The sequence below is a fragment of the Finegoldia sp. P3-F-LR genome, assembly GCF_052932165.1.
Window position 1 is genome coordinate 1 of record NZ_JBRFJE010000082.1, and the last position, 231, is coordinate 231.

At 38.1% G+C, this 231-nt stretch carries 1 protein-coding gene; it reads right to left on the reverse strand.

Translation table 11 applies throughout. The features are described 5' to 3' along the window. On the reverse strand, positions 1 to 231 hold a 231-nt coding region (locus tag ACU68U_RS09425), incomplete at both ends, for an Ig-like domain-containing protein (RefSeq protein ID WP_446763207.1).

Consider the following 231-nt stretch of genomic DNA (forward strand, 5'->3'; position numbering starts at 1 on the left):
CTGGAATATTGTCAACTGTCCATTTACCATCTTTATCAACTGTTGCTTCACCAATCTTGTTACCATCTTTATCTTTTAATACAACTGTTGCTCCTGGAACTCCTGTACCACTTACACTTGTATCTCCAGCTTTTGGTTCAGTAATTGTTGGTTCTGCTGATGTTTGTTCATCTTTTGCAGCTATTGTTGCATCTTTAGTTGCTGGTTTCTTTCCTGGTTCTGTTTGTTCAG